The organism is Zoogloea sp. GW822-FHT05C07 (assembly GCF_058800215.1).
Genome location: NZ_CM179510.1, coordinates 3151145 through 3175365, shown reverse-complemented (window position 1 = coordinate 3175365; position 24221 = coordinate 3151145). Strand labels below are relative to the sequence as shown.

20 protein-coding genes and 1 tRNA gene are annotated in these 24221 nt (G+C 66.5%); 10 read left to right on the top strand and 11 right to left on the bottom strand.

Annotated elements, in window-relative coordinates:
- The 7 genes from AC3QL2_RS14840 to AC3QL2_RS14810 all read right to left on the bottom strand — a co-directional run bounded on the left by AC3QL2_RS14840 (position 1) and on the right by AC3QL2_RS14810 (position 6969).
- Positions 1-76, bottom strand: a tRNA-Phe gene (locus AC3QL2_RS14840).
- A 66-nt stretch (positions 77-142) separates the two neighbouring features.
- Positions 143-1654, bottom strand: coding sequence for a sensor histidine kinase (locus AC3QL2_RS14835; RefSeq protein ID WP_493231157.1), 1512 nt, complete (start codon positions 1652-1654; stop codon positions 143-145).
- Positions 1641-2315, bottom strand: coding sequence for a response regulator transcription factor (locus AC3QL2_RS14830; protein WP_493231156.1), 675 nt, complete (start codon positions 2313-2315; stop codon positions 1641-1643). The genes AC3QL2_RS14835 and AC3QL2_RS14830 overlap by 14 nt, the downstream gene beginning before the upstream one ends.
- A 401-nt stretch (positions 2316-2716) precedes the next feature.
- Positions 2717-4462, bottom strand: coding sequence for a cation acetate symporter (locus AC3QL2_RS14825; protein ID WP_493231155.1), 1746 nt, complete (start codon positions 4460-4462; stop codon positions 2717-2719).
- Positions 4462-4770 carry a DUF485 domain-containing protein gene (locus AC3QL2_RS14820; RefSeq protein ID WP_493231154.1) on the bottom strand — a complete coding sequence of 103 codons (309 nt, stop codon included), beginning with the start codon at positions 4768-4770 and terminating at the stop codon, positions 4462-4464. The genes AC3QL2_RS14825 and AC3QL2_RS14820 overlap by 1 nt, the downstream gene beginning before the upstream one ends.
- A 200-nt stretch (positions 4771-4970) precedes the next feature.
- Positions 4971-6620, bottom strand: a complete 1650-nt coding sequence (gene groL, locus AC3QL2_RS14815) for a chaperonin GroEL (protein WP_493231153.1) — start codon at positions 6618-6620, stop codon at positions 4971-4973.
- 58 nt (positions 6621-6678) lie between these two features.
- The gene (locus AC3QL2_RS14810) at positions 6679-6969 is read right to left on the bottom strand and encodes a co-chaperone GroES (protein ID WP_493231152.1); all 291 of its coding nucleotides are present in this window, start codon (positions 6967-6969) and stop codon (positions 6679-6681) included.
- Between the two features lie 300 nt (positions 6970-7269).
- On the opposite strand from AC3QL2_RS14810, the gene AC3QL2_RS14805 reads away from it, so the two are divergent.
- From AC3QL2_RS14805 to AC3QL2_RS14765, 9 genes are all read left to right on the top strand, one after another.
- A complete protein-coding gene (locus tag AC3QL2_RS14805) occupies positions 7270-8532 on the top strand; it encodes a TolC family protein (protein WP_493231151.1) in 1263 nt (420 codons plus the stop codon).
- A complete protein-coding gene (locus AC3QL2_RS14800) occupies positions 8529-9686 on the top strand; it encodes an efflux RND transporter periplasmic adaptor subunit (protein WP_493231150.1) in 1158 nt (385 codons plus the stop codon). Before AC3QL2_RS14805 ends, AC3QL2_RS14800 begins: the two co-directional genes overlap by 4 nt.
- Before the next feature lie 12 nt (positions 9687-9698).
- A complete protein-coding gene (locus tag AC3QL2_RS14795; protein ID WP_493231149.1) occupies positions 9699-12815 on the top strand; it encodes an efflux RND transporter permease subunit in 3117 nt (1038 codons plus the stop codon).
- A 48-nt stretch (positions 12816-12863) separates the two neighbouring features.
- Entirely contained in the window at positions 12864-13550 is a 687-nt protein-coding gene (locus AC3QL2_RS14790; protein WP_493231148.1) for a response regulator, read from the top strand.
- On the top strand, positions 13531-14919 hold the full coding sequence (locus AC3QL2_RS14785) for a sensor histidine kinase (protein WP_493231147.1): 1389 nt from the start codon (positions 13531-13533) through the stop codon (positions 14917-14919). Before AC3QL2_RS14790 ends, AC3QL2_RS14785 begins: the two co-directional genes overlap by 20 nt.
- Before the next feature lie 210 nt (positions 14920-15129).
- Positions 15130-15933: a TIGR00266 family protein gene (locus AC3QL2_RS14780; RefSeq protein WP_079434233.1), complete on the top strand. Its 804-nt coding sequence runs from the start codon at positions 15130-15132 to the stop codon at positions 15931-15933.
- Between the two features lie 79 nt (positions 15934-16012).
- On the top strand, positions 16013-17107 hold the full coding sequence (locus AC3QL2_RS14775) for a M48 family metallopeptidase (RefSeq protein WP_493231146.1): 1095 nt from the start codon (positions 16013-16015) through the stop codon (positions 17105-17107).
- Positions 17104-17949, top strand: a complete 846-nt coding sequence (locus AC3QL2_RS14770) for an amidohydrolase family protein (RefSeq protein ID WP_493231145.1) — start codon at positions 17104-17106, stop codon at positions 17947-17949. Before AC3QL2_RS14775 ends, AC3QL2_RS14770 begins: the two co-directional genes overlap by 4 nt.
- A 32-nt stretch (positions 17950-17981) precedes the next feature.
- Positions 17982-18677, top strand: coding sequence for a DUF3334 family protein (locus AC3QL2_RS14765; protein WP_493231144.1), 696 nt, complete (start codon positions 17982-17984; stop codon positions 18675-18677).
- A gap of 9 nt (positions 18678-18686) precedes the next feature.
- Here the strand turns inward: AC3QL2_RS14765 and AC3QL2_RS14760 are convergent, their stop codons facing one another.
- From AC3QL2_RS14760 to AC3QL2_RS14745, 4 genes are all read right to left on the bottom strand, one after another.
- Positions 18687-19259 carry a nucleotidyltransferase family protein gene (locus AC3QL2_RS14760; protein WP_493231143.1) on the bottom strand — a complete coding sequence of 191 codons (573 nt, stop codon included), beginning with the start codon at positions 19257-19259 and terminating at the stop codon, positions 18687-18689.
- 2 nt (positions 19260-19261) lie between these two features.
- Positions 19262-20260: an XdhC family protein gene (locus AC3QL2_RS14755; protein ID WP_493231142.1), complete on the bottom strand. Its 999-nt coding sequence runs from the start codon at positions 20258-20260 to the stop codon at positions 19262-19264.
- A gap of 78 nt (positions 20261-20338) precedes the next feature.
- The gene (locus AC3QL2_RS14750) at positions 20339-22534 is read right to left on the bottom strand and encodes a xanthine dehydrogenase family protein molybdopterin-binding subunit (RefSeq protein ID WP_493231141.1); all 2196 of its coding nucleotides are present in this window, start codon (positions 22532-22534) and stop codon (positions 20339-20341) included.
- An 11-nt stretch (positions 22535-22545) separates the two neighbouring features.
- The gene (locus AC3QL2_RS14745; protein ID WP_493231140.1) at positions 22546-23004 is read right to left on the bottom strand and encodes a (2Fe-2S)-binding protein; all 459 of its coding nucleotides are present in this window, start codon (positions 23002-23004) and stop codon (positions 22546-22548) included.
- A gap of 281 nt (positions 23005-23285) precedes the next feature.
- Here AC3QL2_RS14745 and AC3QL2_RS14740 point away from each other — a divergent pair, with 281 nt between their 5' ends.
- Positions 23286-24206 (top strand): AraC family transcriptional regulator, encoded by a 921-nt coding sequence (locus AC3QL2_RS14740; RefSeq protein ID WP_493231139.1) that lies wholly within the window; start codon positions 23286-23288, stop codon positions 24204-24206.
- Positions 24207-24221: the final 15 nt, after the last annotated feature.

The following is a 24221-nucleotide window of genomic DNA, read 5'->3' as shown; positions in this document are numbered from 1 at the left end:
TGGTGGCCAGTCGCGGAATCGAACCACGGACACGCGGATTTTCAATCCGCTGCTCTACCAACTGAGCTAACTGGCCCCGAAAGAGAGCGCATTATAGGAAACAGCTTGGCACTCGTCAAGCACTTTCTGTTTTTATTTTCGATCAGCCCGGCGGAAAGTGTTCCGAGGCAATCCGCGGCAAGGCCAGGCGCCCCGCCAGTTCCTCTTCGGAGGCCGAGCGGCTGCGCGGGAAAACCACCTGGGCGATGGTGCCCTTACCAGACGGGTTGGGAATCAGGCTGACCTTGGCGCGGTGCAGCTCGGCGATTTCACGCACGATGGGCAGGCCGAGACCTGAACCGCTCTCGGCGCTGCCGAGCACGCGGTAGAAGCGCTCGAAGACCCGCTCCCGGTCGGCCTCGGGCACGCCGATGCCGGTATCTTCGACCTCGACGATGGCACGCTCGGTGGCGAGCGTGCGCACGGTGACGCAACCGCCGGCCGGCGTGTATTTGATGGCGTTGTCGATGAGGTTCTTCAGCAGCTCCCCCAGCAGCACCGGGTTGCCGTCGATGATCAGCGGCTCGTCAGTGGTTTCGAGGCCGAAATCGATGTTCTTCTGGCGCGCCCGCGGCACGAAGTCGCTGAGCATGTTGCGCAGCAAGGACTCGAGATCCACCCGTTCGACGGCATAGATCTTCTCGTAGCTGGCCTCGGCGCGAGCCAGGGAAAGCAGCTGGTTGATCAGGTGGCTGGCGCGCTCCGCACTTTGGGAGATATGCAGCAGCGAGCGGTGGATCTGTTGCGGGTCAGTCTCCATCAGGGCCAGATCGGTCTGCATGCGCAGGCCGGTCAATGGCGTGCGCATCTGGTGGGCGGCATCGGCAATGAAGCGCTGCTGAGCCTGCAGGTTTTCTTCGAGGCGCGCCATCATCTCGTTGAAGGCGACGATCAGCGGGCGCACCTCCTCTGGCACACCAGACACCGAGATCGGCGACAGGTCGGACGGACGGCGGCGGCGGATCAGACGCTGCAGCTGGTTGAGCGGCGCAATACCGCGGGACAGGCCCAGCCAGACGAGGATCACGGCGATGGGAATGATCGCGAACTGGGGCAGCAAAACCCCGGTCACCACCCGCGATGCGAGGGTGCTGCGCTTGTTGCGCGTTTCGGCCACCTGCAGCAGCACCAGCCGATTGGGCATGCTGTCGATGGGGCGCAGGAACTGGTAGGCAACGCGGACCTCCTCACCGGCGATGGTTTCATCCCTATACATCACCAGGTCTGGCACGACGTTGTCCGGCGGACTGAGGTGGGGGATTTCCTTGTCACCCGCGAGCAGCTCGCCCTTGAAACCGATCACCTGGTAATAGACGGTGTCATCCTCGTCGGCCCGCAGGATCAAGCGCGCCGGAGCCGGAAAATTGACCTTGGCCTGGCCGTTTTCCAGTTTGACGAGCCGGGCGATGGCCCGCACGTTGACCGCCAGCGCCTGGTCATAGGGCTGGTTGGCGATGCTGTTGGCAACGTTGTGGGTGACGATGATGGAAATCGGCCACAGGAACAGCAGTGGCGCCAGCATCCAGTCGAGGATCTCGCCGAACAGCGAATTGAAGGCCTTGCCATCCGCAGAGGACGCATCCTCCGCCGCCTTGCGCCATCTAGGCGACCACATCCGGCTTTTCCAGGCAGTACCCCAGGCCACGCACGGTGACGATCTGCACGCCGCTCTGCTCGAGTTTCTTGCGCAGGCGATGCACATACACCTCGATGGCGTTGTTCGACACTTCCTCGCCCCAGCCGCACAGGTGGTCGACCAGTTGCTCCTTGCTCACCAGGCGGCCGGCACGCAGCAACAGCACTTCCAGCAGGCCAATCTCCCGTGCCGACAGCTCCACCACCTGTCCGTCGATCTTGACCACGCGGTCCGCCTGGTCGTAGACGAGGCGGGCATATTCGATGCAGCGGGCCTGGCCGGTGCCGCGACGGGTCAGCGCCCGCACGCGGGCTTCGAGCTCCGGCAGCGCGAAAGGCTTGGTCAGGTAATCGTCTGCGCCGGCATCCAGCCCCCGCACACGGTCTTCGACACCATCCTGGGCGGTCAGGATCAACACCGGCAGCACCGACTTGCGCGCACGCAGGCGGCGCAGCACCTCGATGCCCGACAGCTTGGGCAGCCCCAGGTCGAGAATCAGCAGATCGAAGGTCTGGCCGAGCAGGGCCGTGTCCGCTTCGGCGCCATTGGCAACATGGTCCACCGCGTAGCCGGCCTTCTTGAGCGCACGGCACAGGCCGTCGGCAATGATGGGGTCGTCTTCAGCCAACAGAATCCGCATGGCACTCCCGATGAAACTGAGGTGTAAGTTTGAAGTAAGCAGACCGTTGCATATTCGGCTCGCTGTTCTCCTTTTACTCGGTCTTGGGGGCACGGGCCCGGCTTTGGCCTGGACCACGCCTCGGGGGATCAGGCCGCCCGACGGCTCTGTCCCCCGCCGTCTTTTTCCCGCCTGGCCGCTTCCGGCCACCCCTGCCGCACCACGCCAGCATTCCCAGCCGTCATCCCGGCAGGCAACAGCGCGGCCACACGCCCCACACGAATCCGTCCGAGTCTAGCACAGGGCTCCCTGCCCCATTCCGGCACGCCCTCACCGGCCATGCAAATTAAAACCCCGGCGACCTTGCGGTCCACCGGGGTTGGCAAACGACCGCCGGGTTTTCACCCGGCGGGGAACACAGCTTAGTGGCTGGAAGCAGCCGAGGCACCGATACCGGTTTCGGAACGGATCAGCTGGGCAGCGAAGTCCTCACGCTCCTTCTGGGCATTCGGGCTGCGATCGAGCAGCGAGAAGATCCAGATACCGACGAAGCCGATGCTCATGGAAAACAGGGCCGGCGAGGTGTAGGGGAAAGGTGCAGAGCCCTTCGGATGCCCCAGCACGGCAACCCATACGGAATCGGACAGCACAGTCATCACCACGGCGCTGATCAGGCCGAGGAAGCCGCCGATCACTGCACCCTTGGTAGTGCAATCCTTCCACAGCACGCTCATGAAGAGCACCGGGAAGTTGGCAGAAGCCGCGATTGCAAAAGCCAGGGACACCATGAAAGCGATGTTCTGCTTCTCGAAGGCAATACCCAGCACTACAGCGATGATGCCCAGAATCACGGTAGTGATGCGGGACACGCGCAGCTCGGCAGCGGAATCCGCATTGCCGTTCTTGAACACGGTGGCGTACAGGTCATGGGACACAGCGGAAGCGCCGGACAGCGTCAGGCCCGCAACCACGGCCAGGATGGTAGCAAAGGCAACCGCGGAGATGAAGCCGAGGAAGATGTTGCCGCCAACCGCGTTAGCCAGGTGGATGGCCGCCATGTTGCCGCCGCCCTTCAGCGCGCCCTTGGCATCCAGGAACTCCGGATTGGTCAGCACGAAGGTGATCGCGCCGAAGCCGATAATGAAGGTCAGGATGTAGAAGTAGCCGATCCAGACGGTCGCCCAACCCACGGACTTGCGTGCTTCCTTGGCATCCGGCACGGTGAAGAAACGCATCAGGATGTGGGGCAGACCAGCGGTACCAAACATCAGCGCCATGCCGAAGGAGATCGCGGAGATCGGATCCTTCACGAAGGTACCCGGCCCCATGATGGAGTCGCCCTTCTTGGCGGCAGCCACGGCGATATCCACGCCCTTGGCAGCAGCCTCCTCGATCAGCTTGGCATCCTTGGCAGCCAGCGCAGTCTTGATTTCGACAGCCTTGGCGAACATCGCTTCGGGGCTGAAACCAAACTTGACCAGCACCATGAAGGCCATGAAGGACGCGCCGGCGAGCAGCAGGCAGGCCTTGATGATCTGCACCCAGGTGGTGGCCGTCATGCCGCCGAACAGCACGTAGACCATCATCAGCGCACCGACCACAACCACCGCAATCCAGTACTCGAGGCCGAACAGCAGCTTGATCAGCTGACCGGCACCGACCATCTGGGCGATGAGGTAGAAGGCCACGACAACCAGCGTGCCGGATGCCGCAAAAGCACGGATCGGGGCTTGCTGGAAGCGGTAGCCGGCCACGTCGGCAAAGGTGAACTTGCCGAGGTTACGCAGGCGCTCGGCCATCAGGAAGGTGATCACCGGCCAACCGACCAGGAAGCCGATCGCATAGATCAGGCCATCGTAGCCGTTGGCCATCACCGCAGCGGAAATACCCAGGAAGGACGCGGCAGACATGTAGTCACCGGCGATCGCCAGGCCATTCTGGAAGCCGGTGATGCCACCGCCGGCGGTGTAGAAGTCGGCAGCCGACTTGGTCTTGCCGGCCGCCCACTTGGTGATGAACATCGTGAAGGCGACGAACACGCCGAACATGATGATCGCCGTCCAGTTGGTGGCCTGCTTTTCAGCCTGGCCCAGATCGGCACCAGCCGCCAGCGCTGCACCGGAAGCCACGACGGCCAGCAGGCCGAGGAAAAGTTTGGAAACGCGCATCACTTGGTGGCCTCCTTGATAACCTGAGCCTTCAGATCGTCAAACTCGGTGTTGGCCCGGCGGATATAAACACCGGTAATGATGATGGTGAAAAAGATGACTCCCAAGCCAATGGGAATCCCGAGCGAGGTCACGCCAGCGCCAGTTTTCTGCGCCAGGAATTCCTTGTCGAAGGCCACCAGCATGATGTATCCGTAATACACGACCATCATCATGGCCGTCATGACCCACCCGTAGGCGTTGCGTTTCGAAACCAGCTCCTGGTATTTGGGATTTGCCCGGATGCGGTCGCCGAGTTCGTCTCTCATTTTTTCCTCCTCTCCAATTAACCTTTGCCGAGGAACCACAGGATTCCTCTCAGGGTGATGTCAAGGTACCGGGCCTCCCTTACTGCCAACTTACGTATTCTATGAACCGATAAAAGTCCTTAATAAAGAACAAGAGCCCCCAGAAAGCAGAAAACCCCGCCGAAGCGGGGTTTTCCAAGGCTTTGGGAGCCAGGCGGGAATTACATGCCCATGCCCATGCCGCCCATACCACCCATACCGCCCATGTCGGGCATGCCGCCGGCCGGCTTGTCTTCAGCCAGTTCAGCAACCATGCAGTCGGTGGTCAGCATCAGGCCAGCCACGGAGGCGGCGTTCTGCAGCGCGGTACGGGTCACCTTGGTGGGATCCAGAACGCCCATCTCGACCATGTCGCCGTACACATCGGTAGCAGCGTTGTAGCCGAAGTTGCCAGAGCCTTCGGTGACCTTGTTCACCACTACGGAAGCTTCGGCGCCAGCGTTGGCGACGATTTCACGCAGGGGCTGTTCCATGGCGCGCAGCACGATCTTGATGCCGGCGTCCTGGTCGTGGTTGTCGCCCTTCAGGCCGGCCAGGTTGGCGCGGGCACGCAGCAGCGCAACGCCGCCGCCGGGGACGATGCCTTCTTCAACGGCAGCACGGGTGGCGTGCAGCGCGTCTTCCACGCGAGCCTTCTTTTCCTTCATTTCGACTTCGGTGGCAGCGCCAACCTTGATCACGGCAACACCGCCGGCCAGCTTGGCCACGCGCTCTTGCAGCTTTTCACGGTCGTAGTCGGAAGTGGCTTCCTCGATCTGCACGCGGATCTGCTTGACGCGGGCTTCAATGCGCTCGGCAACGCCGGCGCCGTCGATGAGGGTGGTGTTTTCCTTGCCCACTTCGATGCGCTTGGCCTGGCCGAGGTCGTCCAGGGTGGCCTTTTCGAGGGTCAGGCCGACTTCTTCGGCGATCACCTGGCCGCCGGTCAGCACGGCGATGTCTTCCAGCATGGCCTTGCGACGGTCGCCGAAGCCCGGAGCCTTGACGGCACAGGTCTTCAGGATGCCGCGGATGTTGTTCACCACCAGGGTGGCCAGGGCTTCGCCATCGACGTCTTCAGCGATGATCAGCAGCGGACGGCCAGCCTTGGCGACTTGCTCGAGAACCGGCAGCAGGTCGCGGATGTTGGAGATCTTCTTGTCGAACAGCAGGACGAAGGGGTTGTCCAGGATGGCAACCTGCTTGTCCGGATTGTTGATGAAGTAGGGGGACAGGTAGCCGCGGTCGAACTGCATGCCTTCGACGACGTCGAGTTCGTTGTTCAGGCTCTTGCCGTCTTCAACAGTGATGACGCCTTCCTTGCCGACCTTTTCCATCGCGTTGGCGATGATGTCACCGATGGAGGAATCAGAGTTGGCGGAGATGGAGCCAACCTGGGCGATTTCCTTGTTGGTGGAACAGGGCTTGGACAGCTTGCGCAGCTCTTCCAGCGTGGCCACGACAGCCTTGTCGATGCCGCGCTTGAGGTCCATCGGGTTCATGCCGGCGGCAACGAACTTCATGCCTTCGCGAACGATGGACTGGGCCAGCACAGTGGCGGTGGTGGTGCCGTCACCGGCGATGTCGGAGGTCTTGGAAGCGACTTCCTTGACCATCTGGGCACCCATGTTGGCGAACTTGTCCTTCAGCTCGATTTCCTTGGCCACGGACACACCGTCCTTGGTCACGGTCGGGGCGCCGAAGGAGCGCTCGAGCACCACGTTGCGGCCCTTGGGGCCCAGGGTCACCTTGACCGCGTCGGCCAGGACGTTGATGCCTTCAACCATGCGGGCGCGAGCGGAATCGCCAAACTTGACTTCTTTAGCTGCCATTTAGTGTTTCTCCGGAATTCTTTATCTAGGGACTGGGGGAAGACGCGGGTAGCGAGGCTCAGGCCTCGAGCACGCCCATGATGTCTTCTTCGCGCATGACCAGCAGTTCCTGACCATCGACCTTGACGGTCTGGCCGGCGTACTTGCCGAACAGGACACGGTCGCCAACCTTGACGTCCATCTTGCGCACTTCGCCACTCTCGAGGATCTTGCCGTGGCCGACAGCCAGGATCTCGCCCTGATCGGGCTTCTCGCCGGCGGAATCGGGGATCACGATGCCGCTGGAAGTGGTGCGCTCGGCTTCAACGCGCTTGACGATCACGCGATCATGCAAGGGACGGATGTTCATCTATAGATCTCCTACTCGTTTCAAACCGGGCAAGGCTGCCCGACGGAAAAATGCATTGGCCAATTCAGGTCTTGGCGAGGACCGGGGACGATGCTTGTTAGCACTCAGCCCCGACGAGTGCTAATAATAGGGTCGCCCAGAACGCTTTTCAAGTCTGCGTGCACAGCTTTTTTACTTCCTTCATATGCGGAGCACGGCCTTCGCCAGGAAACACTCTGCAAGCTCCGTGCAAGAAAAAAGTAAGTTCATCGACAGAAAGTCTTTCTAGACTTAGGTCACTGTCCCATCCCGGATTCCGGCATGCGTTCCCGTTCCTGCTTCATCCTGGCCGCCCTTGCGCTGCCCCTCCCCTGCCTGGTGCAGGCCGCCGACATCCAGCCTCTGGGCCTTGCCGACGCTGACCGCCTGCTCCTCGAGGCCAATCCGGCCATCGTCCAGGCCCGCGCGTCACTGGCCGGCGCCCGTGCCGGCATCGACATCGCAGCGGCCCGACCGAACCCGCAGCTGACCGTTGGCGCCACCTCCGTCGATCCAGGCGCGAAAGGCAGCGGCGGCTACTGGAAGCGCCCCACCGACAACGTCGTGCGCATCGACCAGGTGTTCGAGCGCGGCGACAAGCGCGCGCTGCGCCTGCGTGCCGCGGAAAGCAACCTGACCGCCACCCAGGCCGACCTGGACAACACCATCCGCCTGGCCCGCATCGACCTGGCCAACGCCTGGCTCGACCTGCGCGCGGCCCGCGAGATCCGCCGCATCGCCGACGAGAACGCGGCCCTCGCCCGCCGCGCCGCCGACGCCGCCGAGCTGCGCGGCAAGGCCGGCGACCTGGCCGGGGTGGACGTGGCCCGTTTCTCCGCCGACGCCGCCCGCGTCGCCAACGACGCCGTGCAGGCCGAACTGGACCTGTCCCGCGCCCGTGTCGCGCTGGCGCTGCTGCTCGGCAACCGCGTTCCCGCCGATCGCGTCGAGACCACCGACGAATGGCCCGGGGCCGATGCCCTGCCGGCACCGGGCGCATCGAACGCTGGCGAGCGCTACGACGTCGTTGCCGCCCGCCAGCGCGTCGAACAAGCCAACGCAATGCGCGACGTGGCCCGCGCCCAGCGCACCCGCGACGTGTCGATCGGCGTGCAGTACGAACACACGCCGGTCAATCCGAACAGCACGGTTCCCGAAAACGCCTACGGCCTCAGCGTGTCCATCCCGCTGTTCCTCGGCTACGACTACCGTGGCGACATCGCCAAGAGCGAAGCCGACTACGTCGCTGCCGAACAGCAGCTCGTCGCCACCCAGGCCGGCGTCGGCGGCGAGCAGGCCCGCCTGCGCGCCGAACAGGCAGCCAGCGCGGCGCGCTTCACGCGCATCCGCGACGTCGTGCTGCCAGCCGCCGAACGGGCCGGCCGGGGCGCCGACATCGCCATCCAGAAGGGCGGCATGAGCCTCACCGACTATCTCGACACCCAGCGCACCCTGCGCACCACCCGCATCGAGGCCATCCAGGCCCGCGCCGACCTCGCCCGCGCCGCCATGCTGCTGCGCCTGGCCGGAGAAACCCCGCAATGAAAACCCGACTGATCGTCATCGCCCTGGCCGTGGCTGCCGCTGCTGGCGGCGCCTATGTGTATTTCCACAACGGCACCGAAGAAAGCGCCGCCGAACCGGTGGTCATGAAACCGTCGGCCGAGCCCGGCGTACTGCGCTTCCCGACCGCCGCCCCGCAGCTGGCCCAGATCAAGGTCGAACGGGCCGAAGCCGCGCCGGTGCCGCTGGACGAGCCCCTCGCTGCCCGCGTGGTCTATGACGAGAACGCCACCGCCCGCCTGTTCGCGCCGATCGCCGGACGCGTGCTGGAGATCAGCGCCAACGTCGGCGACCAGGTCAAGGCCGGCCAGGTTCTCGCCGTCCTCGACGCGCCCGAGCTGGGCACCGCCGCCGCCGACCTGGCCAAGGCCAAAGCCGACGCCAGCCAGAAGAAGGCCGCCTTCGAACGCGCCAAGAGCCTGTTCGATGCGGAAGTCGTCCCCAAGCGCGATCTCGAAGCAGCGCAGTCCGACTGGCACCAGGCCCAGGCCGAGGTCGAACGGGCCCGCCTGCGCCTCGCCAACCTGACGCCGGGCAGCGGCGTCGCCCAGGGCGGCGAGCGTTACGTGTTGCGCGCACCGATTGCCGGCATCGTTGCTACCCGCCGCATCAACCCGGCGATGGAAGTCCGCCCCGACGCCGACGAGCCGTTGTTCGTCATCACGGACATGAGCCGTCTGTCGGTCCTCGTCGACGTCCCGGAGCGTGATCTGCCGCTGGTCACCGTCGGCAAATCCGCTCAAGTCGAAGTCTCCGCCTATCCGCACCGCAGCTTCGAGGGCAAGGTCGTGCGCGTCGCGCCGACCCTCGATCCGCAGACCCGCCGCGTGCAGGCGCGGGTCGCCGTCGACAACAAGGAAGGGCTGCTGAAGCCCGAGATGTACGCCAAGGTCGGCATCCTCGCCGACAACCAGGGCGAGCTGCCGAAGATCCCGACCGGCGCGCTGCTGGTGGAAGGCGTCAAGAACTACGTGTTCGTCGAACGGGAGCCGGGCGTCTTCGAGAAGCGCGAGGTCACCCTCGCCGTGCAGACCCGCAGCCTGGCCTACGTCTGGCAGGGCATCAAGGCCGGTGAGAAGGTGGTCGGCGTCGGCGCCCTGCTCCTCAACGCCGAACTGGCCAGCAGCTCCCGCTAAGGACGCCCCGGCATGTTCGACTCCATCATCACCGCGGTCCTGCGCCAGCGCGCCTTCGTCATCATCGCCGCGCTGGCTCTGCTCATTTACGGCCTGTATTCCTTCAGCCAGATCTCCATCGAGGCCTTCCCGGACGTGCAGGACGTGCAGGTCCAGGTCGTCACCCAGGCCATCGGCCAGGCGCCGGAAGAGGTCGAACGCACCGTCACGCTGCCGATCGAGCGCGAGATGAGCGGCGTGCCGGGCATGACCCAGCTGCGCTCCGTGTCGATCACCGGCCTGTCGGTAGTCACCCTCACCTTCAATGAGAAGACCGCCGACTACTTCGCCCGCCAACAGGTGCTGGAGCGCCTGCAGACCGTCAATCTGCCGCCGGGCGTGCAGCCCACGCTGGCCCCGCTGACCACCGCCGTCGGCGAGATCTACCGCTATGTGCTGGACTCGCCACCGGGCGCCTCCCAGGAGGAAGTCCGCGCCATCCAGGACTGGACCATCCGCCCGGCCCTGCGCATCGTGCCGGGCATCGCCGACGTGGTGAGCTTCGGCGGCTCGATCCGCGAGGTGCAGGTGCGCATCGAACCAGACCTTCTGCGCAAGTACGGTGTGAGCCTCGACGATGTCAGCAAGGCCCTCACGGGCGCCAGCGGCAACGGCAGCGGTGGCCTGCTGCGGCGCGGCGACGAGGCCCTGGTGGTGCGTTCGCTGGGCCTCTTCAACAACCTCGACGACGTCCGCGACGTGGTCGTGGTGGCCCGTGACGGCAAGCCGGTGCGTATCAGCGACGTCGCCGAAGTGGTCGCCGGCGCCCGCCCGCGCTCGGGCATCGTCGCCTTCAACGATCACGACGACGTCATCGAGGGCATCGTCCAGATGACCAAGGGCGGCAACGCCACCAAGGTCGTCGAAGCCCTCCGCGCCAAGGTGGACGAGGTCAACGCGCGCCTGCCGGAAGGCTACAAAGTCCGCCCGATCTACCAGCGCACCGAGCTGATCGGCCACACCGTGGCCACCGTCGGCGAAAACCTTCTGGTCGGCGCGGTGCTGGTCACCGCGATCCTGCTGATCTTCCTGCGCAACCTGCGGGCGGCCATCATTGTCGCGGCGGTGATTCCGCTGTCGCTGCTGTTCGCCTTCATCCTGATGCACGCGCTGGGCGTGTCAGCCAACCTCATCTCCCTCGGCGCGGTGGACTTCGGCGTCATCATCGACAGCGCGGTGGTGATGGTGGAAGCCCTGATGGTGCGCCTAGCCTTCGACGCCCGGACTGAGCACCACGGCATCACCTCGCCGGTCGGCCGACGCATTCACGCCCTCAAGCAGACCTGTATCGAGCTGGGTTCGCCGATCCTGTTCTCGAAGGCCATCATCATCGTCGCCTTCCTGCCGATCTTCACCTTCCAGCGCGTCGAAGGGCGCATCTTCACGCCGGTGGCGCTGACCCTGTCCTTCGCACTGCTCGGCGGCCTGATCCTGACTCTGACGCTGGTGCCGACGCTGCTGTCCTTCGCCCTCAACAAGGACATGGCCGAGAAGGAAAGCGCCTGGCTGCACAATCTGCAGCACCGCTACCGCGATCTCTTGGTGCGCCTGCAGTCCCACCGGACGGTAACCATCGGCCTGTCCGGCATCTCGCTGGTCGTCGCGCTGGCGCTGGCGCCGCTGCTCGGCTCCGAATTCCTGCCCAAGCTCGACGAAGGCAACATCTGGCTGACCGTCAGCCTGCCCCAGTCCTCATCGCTGACCAATACCAAGGAGATCGAGCGCAAGGTACGCGGCATCCTGCTCAGCTACCCGGAGGTGAAGGCGGTGATCACCCAAGTCGGCCGTCCCGATGACGGCACCGACCCGAAGGGCCCCAACAATCTGGAAATCCTCGCCGACCTCAAGCCCCACGGCGAATGGCGCTTCGCCAGCAAGGACGCGATGGTGGACAGCATGGCGGCCAAGCTGGCCACCATTCCCGGCCTGCCGTCCAACTTCTCGCAGGTCATCGAGGACAACGTGGAGGAATCCTTGTCCGGCGCCAAGGGCGAACTGGCGGTCAAGGTCTTTGGCCCCAACCTTCAGGTGCTCGAAGCCAAGGGCCAGGAGATCGCCACCGTCCTCAACCACATCCAGGGCTCGGCCGACGTGGCGGCCCTGCCGGTGGGCGGCCAGAGCGAGGTGGACATCCGCCTGCAGCGCGAAGCCCTGGCCCGCTACGGCATACTGGTGAACGACGTGAACGCGATGATCCAGACCGCCCTCGGCGGCACCGCGGTCAACGTGTACTACGACGGCGAACGGCGCTACGACGTGACGCTGCGCTTCGGCCCGCAATACCGCGACCAGGTGGACGACATTGCCCACCTGCCGGTGGCCCTGCCCGACGGCAAGGGCAGCATTCCCCTCGGCGACCTGGCCGACATCGAGCTGCGCCAGGGCGCCTCGCGCATCCAGCGCGAAGCCGGCAGCCGCAACGTGATCGTCAAGGCCAACCTGCGTGGTCGCGACCAGGGCAGCTTCGTCGCCGAAGCCCAGCAGAAGGTCGCCGCCGAAGTGTCCCTGCCAGCCGGCTACTCCGTCACCTGGGGCGGCCAGTTCGAGAACCAGCAGCGCGCCATGGGCCGTCTGAAGGTCATCGTGCCGATCACCCTTGGGGCGATCTTCTCGCTGCTGTTCTGGGCCTTCAAGGACATCCGCCCGGCCCTGCTGGTGCTGGCGATGGTGCCCTTCACGCTGATCGGCGGCTTTGCCGGGCTGGCCATCGCCGGCCTGCACCTGTCGGTATCGGCGGCGGTGGGCTTCATTGCAGTGGCCGGCATCTCGGTGCAGAACGGCGTGATCATGGTCGAGCAGGTCATCGAGATCGCCCGCCGCGGCGCCACCCGCACCGAGGCCATCCTCGACGGCGCGATGCTGCGCCTGCGCCCGATCGTGATGACCGCGCTGATGGCCGGCCTCGGCCTGCTGCCGGCGGCCCTGTCCCACGGCATCGGCTCGGAAACCCAGCGCCCCTTCGCGGTGGTGATCGTCGGCGGCATCGTCAGCGCCACGATCTTCACGCTGCTGCTGCTGCCGGTGCTGCTGTCCTTCGGCGGCCCCAAGGATGGCAATCAGAACGGTAACCACAACGGCAGCGAAGGCTAAAACCCCGACGCAAACAGCCTCCGTCCCTCACCGACAAACAGACCTACCATGCGCATCCTCATTGTCGAAGACGACCCCTTGCTGGCCGATGGTGTCGCGCAACTGCTGCGCGGCGCGGGCTTCACCACCGATTACGTGGGCACCGCCGAACTGGCGGAGGCCGCGCTGTCCGCCGAGAAGTTCGACCTGCTGCTGCTCGACATCGGCCTGCCCGGCATGGACGGGCTGGAGCTGCTGAGCCGTCTGCGGTCCCGTCACAATCCGGTCCACGTGCTGATGCTGACCGCCCGCGACGCCCTCAACGAACGGGTGCGCGGCCTCAATCTGGGCGCCGACGACTACCTCACCAAGCCCTTCGCCGCGGTCGAGCTGCTCGCCCGAGTCAATGCGCTGGCCCGGCGCAGCCGCGGCCAGGGCAGCGCGCGGCGCGAATTCGGCCCCCTCGCCCTCGACGAGGAAGCCCACCGGGCCTGGCTGAACAACCAGCCGCTGGAACTGCCGCAGCGGGAATGGGCCATCCTGACCTTCCTGCTCGACAATCTGGAGCGCGTCCTCAGCAAGGAGCGCATCGTCGCCGCCGTGTGTTCGTGGGACGAGGACATGAGCGAGAACGCCGTCGAAGTGTACGTCTCCCGCCTGCGCACCAAGCTGGAGCCGGCGGGCATCCGCATCCGCACCGTACGCGGGCTGGGCTACATGCTCGAAGACATGCCCCATGACGCGAAGCCTGCGTAAAGCGCTGCTGCTGTGGCTGCTGCTGCCGGCCGGGCTTGCCGTCGCGACCTTCCTGCCGCTGGCCTATCACCTGATCCACCAGCCGGCCATGGAAGCCTTCGACCAGGCCCTGGCCGACGCCGGCCTGGCCCTCGTGCCTCACCTGGATGTAATTGGCGGCGAACCCCGTTTCGTCTTCCCGGCGGCGGCCGAGCAGGTTCTGCGTACCGACCGGGTGGACGAGATTTACTTTTTGGTTCTCGGCCCCGACCGGCGCTTCATCGCCGGCGACATCGGCCTGCCCCACGCCGCGTCCGGCGATGACGACAGCAGCGAATCCGACGGCGAGGAACGCGTCAATTTCGACTCCCATTTCCGCGGCCACCCGATCCGCGTCAGCACGCTGCGCCGGACCATCGCCGGCGAGCCCTTCCTGTTCGTCACCGCCGAAACCACCCGCAAGCGCGACCAGCTGCGCGTGGACCTGACTTTTGCGCTGGCTCTGCCCTTGCTCTTCTTCGCCGGTGCCACCGGCCTCACCATCTGGTTCGGCATCCGCCACGCACTGCTGCCGGTGGAGGACATCCGCGCCGCGCTCAAGCGCATGGGGCACCGCGCGCTGCAACCGCTGGACTCGGCCTCCGCCCCGACCGAGATCCGCCCGCTGGTGGACGAATTCAACCTCGTGCTCGACCGCCTGGACCAGGCCTCCGCCGCCCAGCAGCGCTTCGTCGCCAACGCCGCCCACCAGTTGCGCACCCCGCTGGCCGGCGTCCGCACCCAGCTCGAACTGCTGCAGCGGGAAACCGACGCCGATGCGCGGGCCGCCCGCTGCAGCCAGTGCATCAGCGCCATCGAACGCCTCGGTCACCTGGTCAACCAGATGCTGGTGCTGCTGTCGGCGGAGCCCAGCGGCCGCCACGCCGACTTGGCGGCCCCGATCGACGTACCGGAGCTGATCCGCGAGCGCAGCCCTGAATGGATCCGCCTCGCCGAAACCCACCGCATCGACCTGGGTTTCGAACTGCGGCCAGCCTGCGTCCGCGGCGACAGCCTGCTGCTCGGCGAAGCCATCGCCAACCTGGTGATCAACGCCATCCACTACACGCCAGCCGACGGGGAAGTGACGATCCGCTGCCGGCAGCAGGACCACGACGTCTTCATCGAGGTCGAAGACAACGGCCCCGGCATCCCGCTGCCGGCCCGCGAGAGCATCTTCGAGCGCTTCTTTCGCCTGCCGGGCACCGGCGGTCAGGGCAGCGGCCTAGGCCTCGCGATCGTGCGCGAGATCGCCCGCGGCTTTGGCGGCGAAGTCCACGCCCTCGACCCGACCGGCGGACAGGGCGCCCGCCTGCAGGTGCGCCTGCCGGGCAACCCGCCGCTTGCCTGAACCCACCGCCGAGCCCGCAACGCGAGAAAATCCGGCTCCACACCGCCGATCCGCCTACCGCCACGCTGCCGGCATTTTCATCGCCATGCAAAGCGGGCATTGAAAGATGGCGACCTTACCCGTACCGTATGCGCCGAACGCGCAACACAGGCTTGCGCCTGTCGCATGCCCCTTGCGCCCCCTTACCGCTTACAGGATGGAGAGCCCAGCATGGCCATGGATGTCGTCGATTACGAAATCTTCGGGAACGAAATGCAGTACGTCGAGGTGGAGCTCGACCCAGGCGAGGCCGCCGTCGGCGAAGCCGGCGTGATGATGTACATGCAGGACGGCATCCAGATGGACACCATCTTCGGTGACGGCTCGGCCCAGCAGAGCGGCCTGTTCGGCAAGCTGCTCGGCGCCGGCAAGCGCCTGCTGACCGGCGAGAGCCTGTTCACCACCATCTATCACAACGAAGGCAGCGGCAAGCGCCGGGTCGCCTTCGCCGCCCCCTACCCGGGTAAGATCGTGCCGGTGGACCTGTCCACGGTCGGCGGCACGCTGATCTGCCAGAAGGACTCCTTCCTCGCCGCCGCCAAGGGCGTGTCCCTCGGCATCGCGTTCCAGAAGAAGATCGGCGTCGGCCTGTTCGGCGGCGAGGGCTTCATCATGCAAAAGCTCGACGGTGACGGCATGGCCTTCATCCACGCCGGTGGCACCCTGCTCGAAAAGACCCTCGCCCCCGGCGAAACCCTGCGCGTGGACACCGGCTGCGTAGTGGCCTTCCAGCCCAGCGTCGATTTCGACATCCAGTACGCCGGCAAGATCAAGACCGCCCTGTTCGGCGGCGAAGGCCTGTTCTTCGCCACCCTCACCGGCCCCGGCAAGGTGTGGCTGCAGTCCCTGCCCCTGTCGCGCATGGCCGACCGCATCGTGATGGCCTCCCGCGTGGTGCAGGGCGGCGGCGGCAAGGAAAGCACCTCGCTGCTCGGCGGCATCGGCCTCGGCTCCCTGCTCGGCGACGACGATTGAACGCCGCTGCCCGGCCGTCAGCAGGCGGCCTTCCCCCTCCCGCGGGGACGATGTCGCGTAGCGGCAGAAGGGTAGTCCAGTGAGCGACGCACCGGTTTCCGCCCGCTACTACCCGGCCGGCGGCGATGCCCACGGCCACCCGGCGCTGCTGTACTGGGAGGGCGAACACCTGCTCGTCGCCCCCGAGGATTCCGAACCGCTGCGCGTATGCGCAGCGGCGCTGCGGGCCGAGGCACGGGGCTTCAACCACAGCCAGTGGGCAATCACCTGGCCCGGCGACGGCGGTGAACACCTGCTGATCATCGCCGACGCGGCCATCGCACCACTGAAAGCCGCCGCGCCGGCCCTGTTCGCCAGCGGCACGCACGCCCAGCGCAAAACCCACCGGCGCTTCGGCCTCGGCGTAATGGCGCTGATCCTGCTGCCGCTGCTGCTCATCGCCGGCGTCTTCCTGGCCGTCGAGCCGCTGGCCGACCGAGTCGTCGAACACATCCCGCCGTCCATCGAGAAGCAGATCGGCGAAGCGGTGCTGGCCCGCACCCGCCTCGACAGCAAGCTGATCGAACAGGGCCCGGCGCTGGATGCGCTGCAGCTGATCGGCAAGCGCCTGGCCCGCCCCGGCGAAAACCTGCGCTTCTACCTGGCCGAACGCCCGGACATCAACGCCTTCGCCGCCCCTGGTGGCGTGGTGGTGGTGTATTCGGGGCTGATGAAACAGGCCGGCTCGGCGGAGGACGTGGCCGGCGTGCTGGCCCACGAGATCGCCCACGTTGAGCTGCGCCACAGCCTGCGCCAGATCGTCCGCTCGGCCGGCCTGCGGGTCATCGTGTCGGCGCTGTTCGGCGACTACGGCGCCCTCGGCGGCTGGGGCGCCCGCCTCGGTGAGCTGAAGTTCTCGCGGGATGCGGAACGGGAAGCCGACGCCCGCGGCCTGCAACGCCTGGCCGAAGCGCACATCGACCCGCAGGGCATGCAGCGCTTCTTCGAGACGCTGGCGCGCAACGAAAGCGGCGCAGCCTCGACAGAGCCGACCGTGTTCTCCACCCACCCGGCCACCGCCGAGCGCATCGAGCACCTGCGCGAAGCGCTGGCCAGCCACCCGGCCGGCACGACCCAACCCATCCCATTAGACTGGCAGGCCGTCCGCCAGGCCCTGCCCGACACCAAACCATGAGCATCTTCGACGACGCCAAGATCGACTGCCACGCGCACATTTTCGATCCGGTGCATTATCCCTACGGGGAAGACAGCTTCTACAAGCCCGCCGGCCAGGAGCTCGGGACGCCGGCCCAGTTCCTGCATGTCCTCGATGCCTACGGTGTCGGCCACGCACTGCTCGTGCAGCCCAACTCCGGCTACGACCGGGACAACCGCTGCATGCTCGGCGCCATCGCCGCCAGCCGGGGCCGCCTGAAGGGCGTGGCAGTCGTCGCCAACGACTGCCCGCGCACCGAGCTGGAAGACCTCAAGGCCGCCGGCATCGTCGGCATCGCCTTCAATGCGGCGCTGTTCGGCGTGGCCCACTACGCCGACTGCGGCCCGCTGCTGGAACGCCTGGCGGAGCTTGGCCTGTTCGCGCAGATCCAGGTGCAGGAAAACCAGCTGGTCGAATTCGCCCCCCTGCTCGAAGCCAGCGGCGCGCGCCTGCTGTTCGACCACTGCGGACGCCCCGACATGGCCGCCGGCCTCGGGCAGGCGGGCTTCCAGGCCCTGCTGGCCTTCGGCCGCCGCGGCAATGCCCATGTGAAGCTGTCCGGCTACGTGAAGTTCTCGCAGCAGCCCTACCCCTTCGAGGACACCTGGCCCTATGTGCAGGCGCTGGTGGAAGCCTTCGGCAACGGCGGCTGCATCTGGGGCAGCGACTGGCCCTTCCTGCGCGCCCCGTCGCGGGTGGACTACGGCCCGCTGCTCAAGCTGATGGAGCGCCTGCTGCCCGCCCCCGCCGCACGCCGGGCGGTGATGTGGGACAACCCGCGCAGCCTGTTCGGCTTCGAGCAGGCAAGTCCGCTAACATAGCCAGCTCATTCCATAGGGGTCGTCGCCAAAGCATGAGCACACAAGAAAAAAATCCCGTCGTCTTCGGTACCGAAGATCTGCTGCTGAGCCTCTGCAACTCGGTCACCAAGGTCCTCAGCGTGGCCACCCACAGCCAGATCCGCTACTCGGGCATGGTCCAGCGCATCACCAAGACCTGCCTGAAGCCGGACATCGGCTGCTTCGTGCTGTTCGACGGCGGCTTCTCCGGCCTGGTGGTCATCAACTTCTCGGCCCAGTCAGCGATGGAGTTGTACGAGAGCTACATGCTCAACATGGGCATGTCGAAGGACGACCTGGCCAGCTCCCACACCTCCGACGACGTCAGCAACGTGATGGGCGAGCTGATGAACCAGATCGTCGGCGACTTCACCGGCCAGATTGGGCGCGAGCTGCAGACCCACATCACGCAGAACCAGCCGAAGATGCTGGTCCTCAACAAGCAGGTGGTGCTCAGCGTGGATACCCACCTGGACCAGCCCGAGACCCGCCGGGTGACCTTCTACACCGGCCGCAACAACATCTTCTACCTGGAACTGGCGATCGACCGCACGGAGTTCATCAAGCTCTACGACTTCGAGCCCCAGGACGCGCCCGATCCGGACGCGCTGATCGCCGCCGCGGGCTCCACGCCGGCCGCCGCAACGCCCGCTCCCGCCAACGGCGGTGGCGACGACCACGACGACCTGCTCAAGTCCCTCGGGCTGTAAGCCGCAGGTTCAGGCGGGCAGATCGGCGCGGGTATCCACGTCGCGCAGGCAGCCCGCGTCATCGGTCTCGATGGCGAGCAGTTCCGCCTTGTGGTTGGCAAGGATCGCCCGCGCGCCCTCGTCGCCGACAAGGCCCAGCAGTTCATCCCTCCAGCGCGCTGCGAAACCGACCGGATGGCCACGCCGCCCGTCGTGAACAGGCGCCGCCAGCGCCGCGCCGCCGCTGACGGCGTCGGCAACCCGGCGCAGCGTGTCGGTCTGCAGGAAAGGCATGTCGGCCAGCGCAACGACCCAGCCCGCCGCGGCGGCGCTGGCGGCCACGCCGGCCGCCAAGCTGTGGCCCATGCCATCGACCGCAGCCTGGCAGAACACCGTCTCCAGCCCCTCCGCCTGCAGCAGCCCGGCCAGTTCGCGCTGCTCCGGGCGCAGCACCGCGATGCTCCGCGGACAAGCTTCGCGCAGATGGCGCGCCGCCGCCGCGGCGATCGGCATGCCGTCGGGCAGCGGATGCAGCAGCTTGTCGCCGCCAAAACGCCGCCCCTGGCCGGCCGCCAGCAGCAGGCCGACGATCTCGCCGGCCACCGCTAACGCACGCCGCAGCCGGCGCTGGCGACAGTGCTCGCTTCGGCCCGCGGCACGACGACGCCGTTCTTCACGGCAGTCATCTCGGCCAGCACGGACACTGCGATCTCCGGCGGCGTGCGGCTGCCGATGTGGATGCCGATCGGCCCGTGCAGGCGCCCGACCTCGCCTTCCGACAGGTCGAAATACTTCAGAAGCCGCTCTTTGCGCGCCGCGTTGTTCACCCGCGAGCCCAGCGCCCCGACGTAGAAGGCCGGCGACTTGAGCGCTTCCAGCAGGGCCATGTCGTCCAGCTTCGGGTCGTGGGTCAGCGCAACGATGGCGGTGTGGGGATCGGGCCCCATCGCCAGCACCGCGTCGTCGGGCATGCCGGCCACCAGCGGCGCGCCGGGCACGTCCCACTCGACGGAATATTCCTCGCGCGGGTCGCAGACGCTCACCGCGTAGTCGAGCGCCTGGGCCATCGGCGCCAGATAGCGGGCGATCTGCCCGGCGCCGATGATCAGCAACCGCCAGTGGGGTCCGTGGATCGTGCCGAGCCGAGTGCCGTCCCACAGCAGGGCCTCGCCGCGGCAGGCGTCCAGGATGCGCACCGTACCGCTGTCCAGCTCGATCTCCCGGCGCACCAGCTGGCCGGCCTCGATGCGTGCGGCCAGCTCATCGAGCTGGGCCGCGTCCGGCGCTGGTTCGACGACCAGTTCCAGCGTGCCGCCGCAGGGCAGGCCGAAGCGGTTGGCCTCTTCCCGCGTCACGCCGTAGCGCAGCACGAAGGGCTGGCTGCCGGCGATACGCCCGTCCAGCATGCGGGCGATCATGTCGTCCTCGATGCAGCCGCCGGACACCGAGCCCTGCACCCGGCCGTCGTCCCGCAGGGCCATCCAGGCCCCGGCCGGACGGGGCGCCGAACCCCAAGTCTGGGCGACGGTGACGAGGGCCGCCCGATGCCCTTCCTCGCGCCAGCGCCTCAGCGCGGCGAGGACCTGCAGATCCTGACTGTCCATGCTTTGAACCTTTCCCTAAAAACCGGCCGCAAGGGCGAACTCATGCGCCCCTGCGGCGGTGCTTGGAGCCCTGCTCGCTCAGGCCTTCAGCTCTTCGGAACGGAAAGGCAGACGGGTCAGCCACTTGCCGGTGGCGGCGGCGATCGCGTTGGCCACCGACGGTGCCACCGGCGGCACGGCGGGCTCGCCGATGCCGGTCGGCTTCTCGGCGGACGGCACGATGTACACCTCGGTCTTGGGCATCTCGTTGATGCGGATCGGCGCGTACTCGCCAAAATTCCCCTGCTCCACGACGCCATCCTTGAGGGTGATCTCGCCGTGCAGCGCTGCTGACAGCGCGAAGCCCACCGAGCCTTCGACCTGGGCTCGGACCACGTCCGGGTTGATCGCCACGCCGCAATCCACCGCGGTGACGACGCGATCCACGCGCACGCTGCCGTCGGCCTGTACCGTCACCTCGGCCACCTGGGCCACGTAGGAGTGGAAGGACTCATGCACGGCCACCCCGCGGCCACGCCGCTCGCCCGGCTTGCCCTTGGCCAGCGGCGTTCCCCAGCCAGCCTTCTCGGCGGCCAGGCGCAGCACGCCAGCGTGGCGCGGATGCTTGTCGAGCAGCTTGAGGCGCAGGGCCACCGGATCCTGCTTCGATTCGGCCGCCAGCTTGTCGATGAAGGTTTCGGTGGAGTAAGCCGTGTGCGTCGAGCCCACCGAGCGCCACCACAGGATCGGCACCGTGATGTCGCTGGGCGTGTGCAGTTCCACCTGCAGGTTGGGGATCGCGTAGGGCAGCGTCGCCGCGCCTTCCACCGACAGGCCGTCGACACCGTCCTTGATCATGAAGCCCTCGAAGGGCGAGCCCTTGGCGATGGACTGGCCGACCAGGCGATGGCGCCAGGCGCGGATCGAGCCGTCCGCATTGAGCGCGGCCTCCATGGCGTGGTGGAACTGGGGCCGGTAGTAGCCGCCCTTCATGTCGTCCTCGCGCAGCCACACCATCTTGACCGGCGCGCGGGTGCCGGCCGCCTTGACGATGGAGGCCGCCTCCTTGACGTAGTCGGAATCCTTGCAGGCGCGCCGGCCAAAGCTGCCGCCGGCGTACAGCATGTGGATGTTCACCTTCTCGGGCGGCAGGCCGAACAGCGCTGCCAGGTTGCCCTGGTCCACGGTCTGGAACTGCTCGCCGTTCCACACTTCGAGGCTGTCGCCGGTGAATTGCACGACGCAGTTCATCGGCTCCATCGCGGCATGGGCGAGGTAGGGGAAGTCGTAGCTGGCCTTGACCACTTTGGCGGCACCGGCGAAAGCGGCGTCCCCGTCGCCGTCCTTGCGGGCGATCAGGCCGGGGGTCTGGGCCAGTTCACGGTAGCGGGCGAAAATCTCCTCGCTGCCGAGCTTGAAGGCGGCACTGTCGTCCCATTCGACGCTCAGCGCGTCGCGGCCCTTCTTGGCGCTCCAGGTGTCCTTGGCGAGCACCGCGACGCCGTTGGGAATTGCCACCACATCGACAACGCCCTTGATCGCCTTGGTCTTGTTGGCGTCGAAGGATTTGACCTTGCCGCCGAAGCGCGGCGGGTGGGCGACCACCGCCACCAGCATGCCCGGCAGATGGACGTCCTGCGTGAACTGGGCCGTGCCGTTGGTCTTGGCAAAGCTGTCCTTGCGCGGCGCGTGCTTGCCGACGAGGCGGAAATCCTTCGGGTCCTTGAGAGGCACGCTGTCCGGCACGGCCTCGGCGGCGGCGGCTTCGGCCAGTTCGCCAAAGGTCGCCTTGTGCTTGCTCGCTGCGTGGGACACGACGCCGTCGCGCACGCTGATCTCGGCGGCCGGCACGTTCCAGCGCTTGGCCGCGGCGGCGACGAGCATCGCCCGCGCCACGGCGCCGGTCTGGCGCAGCTGATCCCAGGAATTGGCCATCGCGGTGCTGCCGCCGGTGCCTTGCATGGGGCCGAAAGCCAGGTTGTTGTAGCGCTTGGCATCAGCCGGCGCGCCATCGACACGCACCTGCGACCAGGCGGCGTCGAGCTCTTCGGCAACGATGGTGGCCAGGCCGGTGTAGGTGCCCTGCCCCATTTCGAGGTGCTTGGAGATCACCGTCACCGAGTTGTCGGCGCCGATGCTCAGGAAGGGGGTCGGTTCGAACGCGGCGGCAGAACCGGCTGCGGCTGCCGTCTTGGCACCCTTGGCGGCGAAGGCCGGCAGCGCCAGACCGAGGGTCAGGCCGGCGGAACCCTGCAGGAAGTGGCGGCGGGAGAGGTTGTGAATGGCTTGGGTCATGTCGTCTCTCCTCAGGCCAGCGCCTTGGCGGCTTCGTGGATGGCCGCGCGGATGCGCACGTAGGTGCCACAGCGGCACAGGTTGCCGGCCATCGCAGCATCGATGTCGGCGTCGGTGGGGTTCTTCTTGGTCTTCAGCAGGCCCACGGCGCTCATGATCTGGCCGGACTGGCAGTAGCCGCATTGCACCACGTCGAGCTTGCGCCAAGCATCCTGCACAGCCTTGCCGACGCGGGAGTTGTCGACGGCCTCGATGGTGGTGATCTTCTTGCCCGTCACGCTCGATACCGGCGTGATGCAGGAACGCGTCGGCTGGCCGTCCACATGCACGGTACAGGCGCCGCACAGGCCGGCGCCGCAGCCGAACTTGGTGCCGGTGAGGAGGAGCGAATCGCGCAGGGTCCACAACAGCGGGGTGTCGGGGTCGACGTCGGCGCGCTGGGGCTTGCCGTTCACATTCAGCTGGATCATGGTCTATCTCCGTGGGGTTGCCGGATTGTTCTGTGTTCAGGGGGTTGGGGGCGAACAGAATCGCCTACGGGCCTCGATTGACAGGCCGGGGACGAATAAATTCGCCCCCACGGTCATCAGGAATCCCGCCACCATGGACCAAAATGTAGCCCAGCCGCACCCGGAAGGCATTGCAGGATCCTGTGAGATTCTTGCCCAATCATCCAGATTAGTGTCTCATCCGCATAACACCCGGCGGGAAGACGATACCCTCGTCAGCGTCGATGACGGAGAATCAAACCATGACCGGATCAGGCGTTCCCACACACCCAGCGCCCTTCGCGCTCGACGCCTCGCGCCTCGAGCTGGCCGCGCTGATTGAACGATATTGCACCGCGGACGGCCCCAATCCGACGCCGATCAACGGCCTCAGCCTGTTCCGCGCGTCGAGCACCAGCACGCCGATCTGCGCCGTCTACCGCTCGGTGCTGGCCGTCGCGGCCCAGGGCACCAAGCGCCTGAGCCTCGCCGACGAAGCCTTCCAGTACGACAGCCAGCATTACCTGATCACGTCGGTGGATCTGCCGGTGATCGGGCAGATCACCGAGGCCTCTCCAGAGCGCCCCTACCTCTGTGCGGTATTCGACATGGACCCGCGCCGGATCGCCGAACTGGCCGGCTCCATGCAGCTGGCGCCGCTGCCGCCGGGTGCCGGCGCGCTCGGCCTCGGCGTCAGCCCGCTCACCGCCCCGGTGATGGACGCCTTCCTGCGTCTGGTGCGCCTGCTCGACACGCCGAACGACATTCCGGTGCTGGCGCCGCTGCGCGAACAGGAACTGCTCTACCGCCTGCTCACCGGCGCCCAGGGCCAGCGCCTGCGCAGCATCGCCGCCACCGACAGCCAGGGCCACCGCACCGCCCGTGCCATCGACTGGATCAAGGGCAACTTCGACCAGCCTTTGTCCATCGACGCGCTGGCCGACGCGGTCAATATGAGCAAGTCGTCCCTGCACCACCACTTCAAGGCGCTGACGGCGATGAGCCCGCTGCAGTACCAGAAGCAGATCCGCCTGCAGGAGGCGCGCAAGATGATGCTCACCGAGGCCATCGACGCCGCCACCGTGGCGCGCCGGGTCGGCTACGAAAGCCCGTCCCAATTCAGCCGCGAATACCGCCGCCTGTTCGGCGCCCCGCCGCTGCGGGACATTGCGCGGATGCGCTGAACAGCTCGGGGCAGT

Bases quoted from the DNA above. Each gene is read 5' to 3' on its own strand.
- AC3QL2_RS14755 (WP_493231142.1), bottom strand. From the start codon at position 20,260: ATGGACAGTCAGGATCTGCAGGTCCTCGCCGCGCTGAGGCGCTGGCGC.
- AC3QL2_RS14770 (WP_493231145.1), top strand. From the start codon at position 17,104: ATGAGCATCTTCGACGACGCCAAGATCGACTGCCACGCGCACATTTTC.
- AC3QL2_RS14785 (WP_493231147.1), top strand. From the start codon at position 13,531: ATGACGCGAAGCCTGCGTAAAGCGCTGCTGCTGTGGCTGCTGCTGCCG.
- AC3QL2_RS14790 (WP_493231148.1), top strand. From the start codon at position 12,864: ATGCGCATCCTCATTGTCGAAGACGACCCCTTGCTGGCCGATGGTGTC.
- AC3QL2_RS14740 (WP_493231139.1), top strand. From the start codon at position 23,286: ATGACCGGATCAGGCGTTCCCACACACCCAGCGCCCTTCGCGCTCGAC.
- AC3QL2_RS14820 (WP_493231154.1), bottom strand. From the start codon at position 4,770: ATGAGAGACGAACTCGGCGACCGCATCCGGGCAAATCCCAAATACCAG.
- AC3QL2_RS14805 (WP_493231151.1), top strand. From the start codon at position 7,270: ATGCGTTCCCGTTCCTGCTTCATCCTGGCCGCCCTTGCGCTGCCCCTC.
- AC3QL2_RS14745 (WP_493231140.1), bottom strand. From the start codon at position 23,004: ATGATCCAGCTGAATGTGAACGGCAAGCCCCAGCGCGCCGACGTCGAC.
- AC3QL2_RS14795 (WP_493231149.1), top strand. From the start codon at position 9,699: ATGTTCGACTCCATCATCACCGCGGTCCTGCGCCAGCGCGCCTTCGTC.
- AC3QL2_RS14825 (WP_493231155.1), bottom strand. From the start codon at position 4,462: ATGCGCGTTTCCAAACTTTTCCTCGGCCTGCTGGCCGTCGTGGCTTCC.
- AC3QL2_RS14810 (WP_493231152.1), bottom strand. From the start codon at position 6,969: ATGAACATCCGTCCCTTGCATGATCGCGTGATCGTCAAGCGCGTTGAA.
- AC3QL2_RS14800 (WP_493231150.1), top strand. From the start codon at position 8,529: ATGAAAACCCGACTGATCGTCATCGCCCTGGCCGTGGCTGCCGCTGCT.
- AC3QL2_RS14835 (WP_493231157.1), bottom strand. From the start codon at position 1,654: ATGTGGTCGCCTAGATGGCGCAAGGCGGCGGAGGATGCGTCCTCTGCG.
- AC3QL2_RS14765 (WP_493231144.1), top strand. From the start codon at position 17,982: ATGAGCACACAAGAAAAAAATCCCGTCGTCTTCGGTACCGAAGATCTG.
- AC3QL2_RS14830 (WP_493231156.1), bottom strand. From the start codon at position 2,315: ATGCGGATTCTGTTGGCTGAAGACGACCCCATCATTGCCGACGGCCTG.
- groL (WP_493231153.1), bottom strand. From the start codon at position 6,620: ATGGCAGCTAAAGAAGTCAAGTTTGGCGATTCCGCTCGCGCCCGCATG.
- AC3QL2_RS14780 (WP_079434233.1), top strand. From the start codon at position 15,130: ATGGCCATGGATGTCGTCGATTACGAAATCTTCGGGAACGAAATGCAG.
- AC3QL2_RS14750 (WP_493231141.1), bottom strand. From the start codon at position 22,534: ATGACCCAAGCCATTCACAACCTCTCCCGCCGCCACTTCCTGCAGGGT.